Here is a 9,667-nt window from a genome sequence, read left to right on the forward strand (position 1 = left end):
CCATCGGCGTGTCCGGGAGCGTACTCCCGGGGCCTGCGGTCAGCCGGTGCCGAACGCGATGGCCAGGTAGTGCTTCTCCGAGTCGGACGTGTAGTCGCTCAGGGTGTCGTCGGCCAGATAGAGCCGGCCGTCGGTGAACCGGATCTCGGCGCTGTCCGCCAGGAAGGTGGACTCGGCCCCGCGGACCGCCTCGTTGCCCGGGTTGTTCATCAGCAGGGTCTGCTTGAGGGTGGAGCCGTTGATCGAGACGACCTGACCGCCCTTGTTGTACGGGCCCGTCTTGTACGCGATGACGTTGGAGCCGTCCATCCGCACCGGATAGGCCGTGTAGCCGGGACCGGCGTCGGCGCGGCCCGGGGCCGCCTTGCCGGTGCCCAGGTCGAAGGCGACGATCTCGTTGGTCTGGCCGACCGCGTCACCGGTGCCGTCGTGCTGCTCGGTCGGGATGTACAGCCGGTCGTCGCCGACGGCCACGCCGGTGCACTCCTCGACCGATGTGCTGCCGCACTTGCCCCCGTAGGCGTCGGCGTTGGCCGCGATACGGGCACGCAGCTTGCCGGTCCTGGCGTCGATGGAGAAGTAGTCCGAGATACCGCTGCCGTCGCCCGCGGTGTCACCGACGTCGGCGGCCACGACGAGCGGGTCGGTGGAGACGACGTGGGCGTACTCGACGCCCGACGGCATCTTGTACGAGGAGATCGGCGCGCCGGTCTTAGGGTTCAGGTTCTGAACGCTGACCTGCGGGCTGTTGTAGTCGCCGCACTTGCGGACGGCGACCAGGGTGGTGGCGCCGCCGGCGTACCCGGCGTCCTCGCACTGGTCCGTGGAGACCTTCGGCGCCCAGCGCAGCTCGCCCTTCTCCAGGCCCCAGGCGGCTCCGCCGTGGGTGCTGCCGGTGGCGACGGTGTCGCCGCCGAGGGTGACCTCGTCGACGCTGACCTTGTCGTCGCCGTCCTTGTACGACTTCTGCCAGAGGAGCTTGCCGCTGTCGAGGTCGAGCGCGGCGACCTCCGAGCAGCCCCAGAACTGCTTGGCCTTCGTCGGCACCTTCGGCTGGAAGGCGATGGCCGTCTTGTCGTCCTTGCTGACGTGGCTGGTCGCGGCGCAGACCGGGCCCGGGAGCGGAAGCTTCCAGACCTGGGTGCCCTTGACCGCGTCGTAGCCGTACACCGCGTTGACGCCGGACTTCACATACAGCTTGTCGGTGGTCCAGGAGCCGTTGACGCCGGTGACGTCGCTGACCTTGGGGGCCGGCATCTGGAAGAGGACCTTGGAGTTGGTGTCCGCGGGCACCTTCTCCTTGCCTCCGGTGCCCTTGGCGGTGTCGGAGCCGTTCTTGTCGCCGCCGCCCGTGGGGCCCGCGCTCGACACCTCCGCCCCCTTGTCGTCCTTGCTGGCCGAGTAGACGAAGCCGGCCCCGACGATCAGCACGATCGCGACGACCGCCGCGGTGATGATCTTCGCGTTGATGCCGAACTTCCCGCCACCGCCGCCGTCCAGACTGCCGTTCGCGGGCTGCATGGGCTGCGTCGTGTACGGAGGCGCCGGTACACCTGGCTGCTGCTGCGGGAAGCCGTACCCGGGGCCGCCGGGCTGCTGTTGCTGCTGCGGGGGCGGGAACGCGTATGCGGGAGCGCCGGGTTGCGGTTGAGGTGGCTGCTGCTGGGGCGCCTGTGGCTGCGGTGGCGGCGCCTGCTGCGGGTAGCCGTAACCGGGCTGGGGCGGCGGCGCCTGCGGGTAGCCGTAGCCCGGCCCCTGCGGGGGCTGCGGGCCGGCGGGCGGCGGCGTCTGCGGCGGAGGCGGCGTCTGCGGTGCCTGGTGGGGCGGAACCGGTGGGGCGCCGGGCGGTGGCGAGTTCGGCGGCGGGGGCGGGGTGCCGTACCCGCCCGCCGGGGGCTGCCCGGGCGGGGGCTGCTTGGGTGCGCCGAACCCGCCCTGGGGCGGGCCGTTGGGTGGCTGAGGCGGCCCGTTGGGTGGCTGGGGTGGCTGCGTCATCGTGTCTCTGCCTTCGTGGAGGGGGAGTTGAGGATTTGGGGACAGCTCACTTGCCGAAGACCAGCATCGTCTTCTCGGTGGTGTCGCCCCTCTTGCCCCTGACCTGGCCCGACATCAGGAAGAACCGGCCGTCCTGGTAGGCGACCAGCTTCGAGTAGAAGGAGTTCTCGATACTGGACGTCGACCCCGGGTTCTGCAGGAGCACACTCGCCTTGCCGCCCGTCGACGGGATGGAGACGACCGCGCCGCCAGCGTCGTACGAGGGTTCCTTGTACGCGATGAGGCTGGAGCCCTCCATCCGCAGCGGCAGCATCGTACGGTCGCCGCCCGCGGGCACCCGCCACTTCTCCTTGCCCGAGTTCAGGTCGAAGGCGACCACCGCGTTGGCGCCGCTCTTCACCTGGGTCGGCAGATACAGCGTGTTGGCGTCGGCGGCCGTGCCGACACAGCCCTGGAGATCACGGTCGATGATGGAGAGACCGCACTCGGGCTGGAAGCTGTCCTTCGTGGTCAGCTGGGAGCGCCGGGTTCCGTCGTGCTTGAGGACGGAGATGTTCCAGGACTTCTTCTTCTCGTTGGTCGAGTAGATGACCAGCGGGTCGAGCGAGTAGACCTTCTTGACCTGCCAGCCCGCCGGGAGCCCGAACGTCCACTTGGACTTGCCGGTCGACGGGTTCAGCTCCTGCACCTGCTCGGTCGCATCCGGCTGGCCGCTCTTGGTGCACGACTCGACCGCGATCAGCTTGGCGCCGCCCGCGAACGCGTCGGGCTGGCACGCGCCCGCCATCTTCCCGAAGATCTTGTGTCCGTCGCTGACCGAGAAGGCGCTGGAGGGCCCCATCCGGCTGGCGGTCACGGTGTCGCCCGCGATCGTCAGCTCCAGGGAGCTCATGATGTCGAAGCTGCCCTCCTGCGGGATCTGCTTCTTCCAGCCGCCCTTGCCCGCCTTCAGGTCGATGGCCTGCATCTGGTTGCAGTCGGCCTTGTCGGTGTCGTTGCTCTTGTACGCGATGACGATCTTGCCGTCGGGGGTGGTCTGGCGGGGCGCCGCGCAGATCGCGTGCGGCACAGGCACGCTCCACTTCTCCTTGCCGTCGTTCACGCCGTACGCGGTGACCGTCTTGTACATGGCGCGTACGACGACATCGCCGGCGAACCACATGCCGTAGTTCTGGGCGCCGTTCTGCGGCAGTGCGACCTTGTTGGTCTGGAGCCAGAGGACCTTGTCCTCGCCGGCCTTGCGTCCGGCGTTGAGGTCGTCGTTGGCCGCGCGCCCGTCGCCGCTGCCGTCGCCCTGGTCGACACTGGCGGAAGCGGACGGCTTGTCGTCCGCGTTCTTGCTGTCGCTCGCGACCGGCTTCTTGTCGCCGTCGTCACCGCCCCCGACGGCGAAGAAGACCCCGGCGCCGACCACGAGCAGCGCCGCGACGGCCGCGCCGATGATGACGCCCGGCTTGCCCTTGAAGGGGTTCTTGCCCCCGCCCTGCGGCGGGACCGGGGCGCCCGGGTACTGCTGCTGCGGGTAGCCGTAGGGCCCCTGCTGCTGGCCGTAGGGTCCGGGCTGCTGCTGGCCGTAGGGTCCGGGCTGCTGCGGATATCCGTAGGGGCCGGGCTGCGGCTGCTGCGGAGCCTGTTGGGGGTATCCGTAACCGGGCTGCGGCCCGGACGGCGGCCCCTGCGGCGGCGTGGGCGGCTGGGCGGGCGGCTGCCCCGGCGGTGTCTGTCCCTGCGGTGCCTGTCCCGGTGGTGCCTGGGGCGGCGGCGGCATCTGCGGCGGCTGAGCGGGCGGTGGCGGAGCGCCGAAGCCACCCGGCGGAGGCTCCTGCGGGGCACCGAAACCGCCCTGCGGCGGCTGCTGGTCGGGTGGCTGAGTCATCAGCACATACCTCTTTACGCGGAGTCCACGGCCCGACCGGCCTCCCCCGCGATTCCGGCAGCGGCAGCCACCGGAATGGAGCGAATCGGGTGTGGATCCCACACATCAACGTCAGTCGAGCGGGAGTTCTTTCTATCACCCGGCCAACGCCGCGAGCAGGCCCGGTCACCCCCTGTTCCCAAGGGAGAACCGGGCTGTGATGCCCTCGTTATGCGCGTCGCGCGCCCCCGTGCGCAACCGCTACGCGTCTTCGGCGAGCTCCAGCCAGCGCATCTCCAACTCCTCGCGCTGACCGGTCAGTTCACGCAACTCGGCGTCCAGTTCGGCCACTTTGCCGAAGTCCGTCGCGTTCTCGGTGATCTGTGCGTGCAGCTTGCTCTCCCGGTCGGAGAACTTGTCGAGCTGCCGCTCGATCTTCTGGAGCTCCTTCTTCGCCGCGCGGTTGTCCTTCGCGGACACCGTGCCGGGGACGTCCTTGGCCACCGCCTGCACGGCGGCCGGGGTCTGTGCGTCGACCACCTTCCGACGGCGCTCCAGATACTCGTCGACACCGCGCGGCAGCATCCGCAGGGCCGCGTCGCCGAGCAGCGCGAAGACGCGGTCCGTGGTGCGCTCGATGAAGAACCGGTCGTGCGAGATCACGATCATCGAGCCGGGCCAGCCGTCGAGGAGGTCCTCCAGCTGGGTCAGGGTCTCGATGTCCAGGTCGTTCGTCGGCTCGTCGAGGAAGAGGACGTTGGGCTCGTCCATCAGCAGCCGCAGGATCTGCAGCCGCCGCCGCTCACCACCGGAGAGATCCCCGACCGGCGTCCACTGCTTCTCCTTGGAGAAACCGAACTGCTCGCAGAGCTGGCCCGCCGTCATCTCCCGGCCCTTGCCGAGGTCGACCCGGTCGCGCACCTGCTGCACCGCCTCCAGCACCCGCAGGCTGGGGTTGAGTTCGGCGACCTCCTGGGAGAGGTAGGCGAGCTTGACGGTCTTCCCGACGACGATCTTCCCGGCGGCGGGCTGGGCCTCGCCCTGGGTACGGGCCGCCTCGGCCAGCGCACGCAGCAGCGAGGTCTTGCCCGCGCCGTTCACCCCGACCAGGCCGATCCGGTCGCCGGGACCGAGCTGCCAGGTCAGATGCTGGAGCAGCAGCTTGTCCCCGGCCCGTACGGTGACGTCCTCCAGCTCGAAGACGGTCTTGCCGAGCCGCGCGTTGGCGAACTTCATCAGCTCGGAGGTGTCGCGCGGCGGCGGCACGTCGGCGATCAGTTCGTTGGCGGCCTCGATGCGGTAGCGGGGCTTGGAGGTACGGGCGGGGGCGCCCCGCCGCAGCCAGGCCAGCTCCTTGCGCATCAGGTTCTGCCGCTTGGACTCCTCGGTGGCCGCGATGCGTTCGCGCTCGGCCCGCGCGAAGACGTAGTCGCTGTAGCCGCCCTCGTACTCATGGACGGCGCCCCGCTGGACGTCCCACATCCGGGTGCACACCTGGTCGAGGAACCAGCGGTCGTGGGTGACGACGACGAGCGCCGAGCGGCGGGCGCGGAGGTGGCCGGCGAGCCAGGAGATGCCCTCGACGTCCAGATGGTTGGTGGGCTCGTCGAGCACGATCAGGTCCTGCTCGGCGATGAGCAGCTTCGCCAGGGCGATCCGGCGGCGCTCGCCACCGGAGAGCGGGGCGATGACGGTGTCCAGGCCCTGGGCGAAACCGGGCAGGTCGAGCCCGCCGAAGAGCCCGGTCAGGACATCCCTGATCTTGGCGCTGCCCGCCCACTCGTGGTCGGCGAGGTCGCCGATGACCTCGTGCCGGATGGTGGCCTGCGGGTCGAGCGAGTCGTGCTGGGTGAGGACACCGCTGCGCAGGCCGCCGTTGTGGGTGACGCGCCCGGTGTCGGGCTCCTCCAGACGGGCCAGCATCCGGATGAGGGTCGTCTTGCCGTCTCCGTTGCGGCCGACGACACCGATACGGTCGCCCTCGGAGACGCCGAGTGAGACACCGTCCAGCAGGGCACGGGTGCCGTAGACCTTGCTGACGGCCTCGACATTGACGAGGTTGACGGCCATTGACGCTCCTGGGACGGGGGTGATCGATCTCCCAGGGTACGGCGCGGTGGGCGGGACCTTTGCGTCACCTCCCGAACCCGCGTACAGTTTTCCGTACGTACAACTTTCTGTACATGCCGGAGGGAGCCGCCATGCGGACCATGACGTACACGGAATCACGCGCGAAGTACGCCGATACGCTCAACGCGGTGGTGGACGACCGCGAGGAGGTCGTGGTGACGCGTGCCGGGCACGACCCGGTCGTGATCGTGGCTCTGGACGAGTACGAGTCGCTGAAGGAGACGGCCTACCTGCTCCGGAGCCCGGCGAACGCCCGGCGCCTGCTGGCGTCGATCGAGCGCCTGGAGAGCGACGGCGGCACCACGCGCGAGCTGGCCGAGTGAAGTTCGTCTGGGACGAATCGGCCTGGGAGGACTACGTCTGGTGGCAGGCCCAGGACCGGAAGATCCTCAAACGTATCAACACCCTGCTGCAGGACGTCGCGCGCAACGGCAACGAGGGCATCGGCAAGCCGGAGCCCCTGAAACACGGGTTCCAGGGGTACTGGTCCCGCCGCATCACGGATGAGCACCGGCTGATCTACAAGGTGGTCGACGAAGAGGTCCGGATCGCCGCCTGCCGTTACCACTACGGACGCTGACCCGGGTACCGCTACGGGCGACGCCGACCCGGCGCGTCCCGCAGGACCGTCGCTCCCGCCACCCCCGACACCGCGGCCCGCGCGGAGCGGCAGGTCCCCGAGGCCAGGAGCTCCGCCGCGATCCGCTCGGCCGCTTCCGCGTCCTTCGCCAGGAATGCCGTCGTCGGGCCGGACCCCGAGACCAGCCCGGCGAGCGCGCCTGCGGCGGTGCCCGCGGCGAGCGTGTCCGCCAGGGAGGGGCGCAGGGAGAGCGCGGCCGGCTGGAGGTCGTTGGCCAGGGCGCCTGCCAGGGCCACCGTGTCGCCGGTGCGCAGCGCTTCGATCAGGGCGGGTGCGGCCTGCGGCGGTGCCGCGTCGGGGGTGAGGCGGTCGAACTCGCGGAAGACCGTCGGGGTGGAGAGCCCCCCGTCGGCCATCGCGAAGACCCAGTGGAAGGCGCCGCCCAGCTCCAGCGAGGTCAGCCGCTCGCCGCGGCCGGTGCCGAGCGCCGCCCCGCCGACCAGGCTGAACGGCACGTCGCTGCCCAACTCCGCGCACAGGGCGAGGAGTTCGTCGCGCGAGGCGCCCGTGGACCAGAGCGCGTCGCAGGCCAGCAGGGCGCCCGCACCGTCCGCGCTGCCGCCCGCCATGCCGCCCGCGACCGGGATGTCCTTGTCGATGTGGAGGTGTACGCGGGGCTCGATACCGCGCGCCGCCGCGAGCAGTTCGGCCGCCCGCGCCGCCAGGTTCGTACGGTCCAGCGGGACCAGCTCGGCGCCGGGGCCGGTGCAGGTGATGCGCAGAGTGTCCGCGGGGGTGACGGTGACCTCGTCGTACAGCGACACCGCGAGGAAGACGTTGGCCAGGTCGTGGAAGCCGTCGGGACGGGCACCGCCCACCGCGAGCTGGACGTTGACCTTGGCGGGGACGCGGACGGTGACGCCCGCCCGCTCCCCAGTACCGGTGTGGAGCGTCATGCCTTGCCCTCCGGGGTCCGCTCGGTCTCGGCGGTCCCGGGGGTCCGCTCGGTCCCGGGGGTCTGGTCGGTCTTCGGGGCGGGCCTGCCCTCCGCGATCCGGGCGAACTCCTCCACCGTCAGGGACTCCCCGCGCGCCTGCGGTGAGATCCCGGCGGCGACCAGTGCGGCCTCGGCGGCCGGCGCGGAGCCCGCCCAGCCGGCGAGTGCGGCCCGGAGGGTCTTGCGGCGCTGGGCGAACGCCGCGTCGACGACCGCGAAGACCTCTTCCTTCGTCGCCGTGGTCGCGATCGGTTCGGTGCGCCGGACCATGGACACCAGGCCCGAGTCGACGTTCGGTGCGGGCCAGAACACATTGCGGCCGATGGACCCGGCCCGCTTGACGTGCGCGTACCAGTTGGCCTTGACCGAAGGCACCCCGTACACCTTGCTGCCGGGCTCGGCCGCGAGCCGGTCGGCGACCTCCGCCTGGACCATCACCAGGGTCCGCTCGATCGAGGGGAACCTGGCCAGCATCGTCAGCAGGACCGGGACGGCCACGTTGTACGGGAGGTTCGCGACCAGCGCCGTGGGCGGCGGGCCGGGGAGTTCGGTGACCTGCATCGCGTCGGAGTGGACGAGCGTGAAGCGGTCGGCGCGGGCGGGCAGCCTGGCCTCGACCGTCGCGGGCAGCGCGCCCGCCAGCACATCGTCGATCTCGACGGCGACCAGCCGGTCGGCCGCTTCGAGGAGCGCCAGGGTCAGCGAACCGAGGCCGGGGCCGACCTCCACGACCACGTCGTCCCGGGTCACATCGGCGGTACGGACAATCCTGCGCACCGTGTTGGCGTCGATGACGAAGTTCTGGCCGCGCTGCTTGGTCGGGCGTACGCCGAGCGCGGTGGCCAGTTCGCGGATGTCGGCGGGGCCCAGCAGGGCGTCGGAGACTTCGGATGCCTGGGGGGACGCCGCAGGGGATGCCTCGGGTTCAGTGCTGCTCACCCGTCAAGCCTACGGCCGGGCGAAGGGCTCCCGGTGCGCGCCGGGCTCGTACTGTCCGCGCGGGGTGCGCGCCGTGCACGCCCGGACGGGCGCCCGTCCGGGCACCGGCTCACGTACCGGCGCGCGTACTGGGGCCCGGACCCGCTCACGTACCGGCGCGCGCCCGGCGCTCCCACCACCCGCATCGCCCGCACCCTGCGAACCTCCCGCGCGTCAGACGGTGTCGCCGTCCAGGCCGAACGCCCGCACCGTGTTGGCCATGAGCGCGGCGGCCAGTTCGTCCTCGCCGATGTCCCGTACCGCTGCCATCGCCCGTACCGTCACCGGAATGAGATACGGCGCATTCGGCCTTCCCCGGTAGGGCGCGGGCGTGAGAAAAGGCGCATCCGTTTCGACGAGTACGAGTTCCAGCGGGGCCACGGCGAGTGCGTCACGCAGCGGCTGGGCGTTCTTGAACGTCATATTGCCCGCGAAGGACATGAAATAGCCGCGGGCCGCGCAGAGTTCGGCCATTTCGGCGTCGCCGGAATAGCAGTGGAATACGGTGCGGTCCGGCGCCCCTTCCTCGTCCAGAATGCGGAGGACATCGGCGTGCGCCTCGCGGTCGTGAATGACCAGCGCCTTTCCGTGCCTTTTCGCCATCTCGATGTGCGCCCGGAACGAACGCTCCTGGGCGGCCACGCCCTCCGGTCCGGTGCGGAAGTGGTCGAGGCCGGTCTCGCCGACGGCCCGCACCTGCGGGAGTCCGGCCAGCCGGTCGATCTCGCCGAGCGCCTCGTCCAGCGCGCTGTCACCGCCTGCGGCGCGTGCACCCTGCCGCGACCAGCCTCCCCCAGCCCCGGGGGGCTGGGAGGTGCCCCCATCGTCCCCCAGCACGATGCGGGGCGCCTCGTTCGGGTGCAGGGCGACCGCCGCGTGCACGTTCTCGTACGCGGCGGCCGTATCGGCTGCCCAGCGGGAGCCCTTCAGGTCACACCCCACCTGGATCACGGTGGTCACCCCGACGGACGAGGCCCTGGCCGCGGCCGCGGCGGCGCCGGGGGGCCGCGTGCTCGACCACCATGAGCGTCGCACCGGCCCACTCACCGCCGATGGCGAGGCCCTGGACGACGCGGAACAGCACCCGCAGCACGGGAGCCGCGACGCCGAGCGTCTCGGACGTGGGGAGGAC

The 9,667-nt window shown here is 71.1% G+C and carries 8 protein-coding genes; 2 read left to right on the forward strand and 6 right to left on the reverse strand.

From position 1 onward, the window contains the following. Positions 1-39: 39 nt before the first annotated feature. The 3 genes from ACFXBC_RS25115 to ACFXBC_RS25125 all read right to left on the reverse strand — a co-directional run bounded on the left by ACFXBC_RS25115 (position 40) and on the right by ACFXBC_RS25125 (position 5,920). The gene (locus ACFXBC_RS25115) at positions 40-1,521 is read right to left on the reverse strand and encodes a PQQ-binding-like beta-propeller repeat protein (protein WP_385028627.1); all 1,482 of its coding nucleotides are present in this window, start codon (positions 1,519-1,521) and stop codon (positions 40-42) included. Positions 1,522-2,041: 520 nt separating this feature from the next. After that, a complete protein-coding gene (locus ACFXBC_RS25120) occupies positions 2,042-3,871 on the reverse strand; it encodes a PQQ-binding-like beta-propeller repeat protein (RefSeq protein WP_385028630.1) in 1,830 nt (609 codons plus the stop codon). 240 nt (positions 3,872-4,111) lie between these two features. Beyond that, positions 4,112-5,920, reverse strand: coding sequence for an ABC-F family ATP-binding cassette domain-containing protein (locus ACFXBC_RS25125; RefSeq protein WP_385028633.1), 1,809 nt, complete (start codon positions 5,918-5,920; stop codon positions 4,112-4,114). Between the two features lie 131 nt (positions 5,921-6,051). Between ACFXBC_RS25125 and ACFXBC_RS25130 the strand changes: the two genes are divergently transcribed. Next, positions 6,052-6,303, forward strand: a complete 252-nt coding sequence (locus tag ACFXBC_RS25130) for a type II toxin-antitoxin system Phd/YefM family antitoxin (RefSeq protein WP_385028636.1) — start codon at positions 6,052-6,054, stop codon at positions 6,301-6,303. Then, positions 6,300-6,560 (forward strand): Txe/YoeB family addiction module toxin, encoded by a 261-nt coding sequence (locus tag ACFXBC_RS25135; RefSeq protein WP_385028639.1) that lies wholly within the window; start codon positions 6,300-6,302, stop codon positions 6,558-6,560. Before ACFXBC_RS25130 ends, ACFXBC_RS25135 begins: the two co-directional genes overlap by 4 nt. 11 nt (positions 6,561-6,571) lie before the next feature. On the opposite strand, the gene ACFXBC_RS25140 is transcribed toward ACFXBC_RS25135, so the two are convergent. From ACFXBC_RS25140 to ACFXBC_RS25150, 3 genes are all read right to left on the reverse strand, one after another. Next, positions 6,572-7,516, reverse strand: coding sequence for a 4-(cytidine 5'-diphospho)-2-C-methyl-D-erythritol kinase (locus ACFXBC_RS25140; protein WP_385028642.1), 945 nt, complete (start codon positions 7,514-7,516; stop codon positions 6,572-6,574). Next, positions 7,513-8,496 (reverse strand): 16S rRNA (adenine(1518)-N(6)/adenine(1519)-N(6))-dimethyltransferase RsmA, encoded by a 984-nt coding sequence (rsmA, locus tag ACFXBC_RS25145; protein ID WP_385028645.1) that lies wholly within the window; start codon positions 8,494-8,496, stop codon positions 7,513-7,515. Before rsmA ends, ACFXBC_RS25140 begins: the two co-directional genes overlap by 4 nt. Before the next feature lie 213 nt (positions 8,497-8,709). Beyond that, positions 8,710-9,570, reverse strand: a complete 861-nt coding sequence (locus ACFXBC_RS25150) for a TatD family hydrolase (protein ID WP_385028648.1) — start codon at positions 9,568-9,570, stop codon at positions 8,710-8,712. Positions 9,571-9,667: the final 97 nt, after the last annotated feature.

Source organism: Streptomyces sp. NPDC059398 (assembly GCF_042751845.1).
GTDB lineage: Bacteria > Actinomycetota > Actinomycetes > Streptomycetales > Streptomycetaceae > Streptomyces.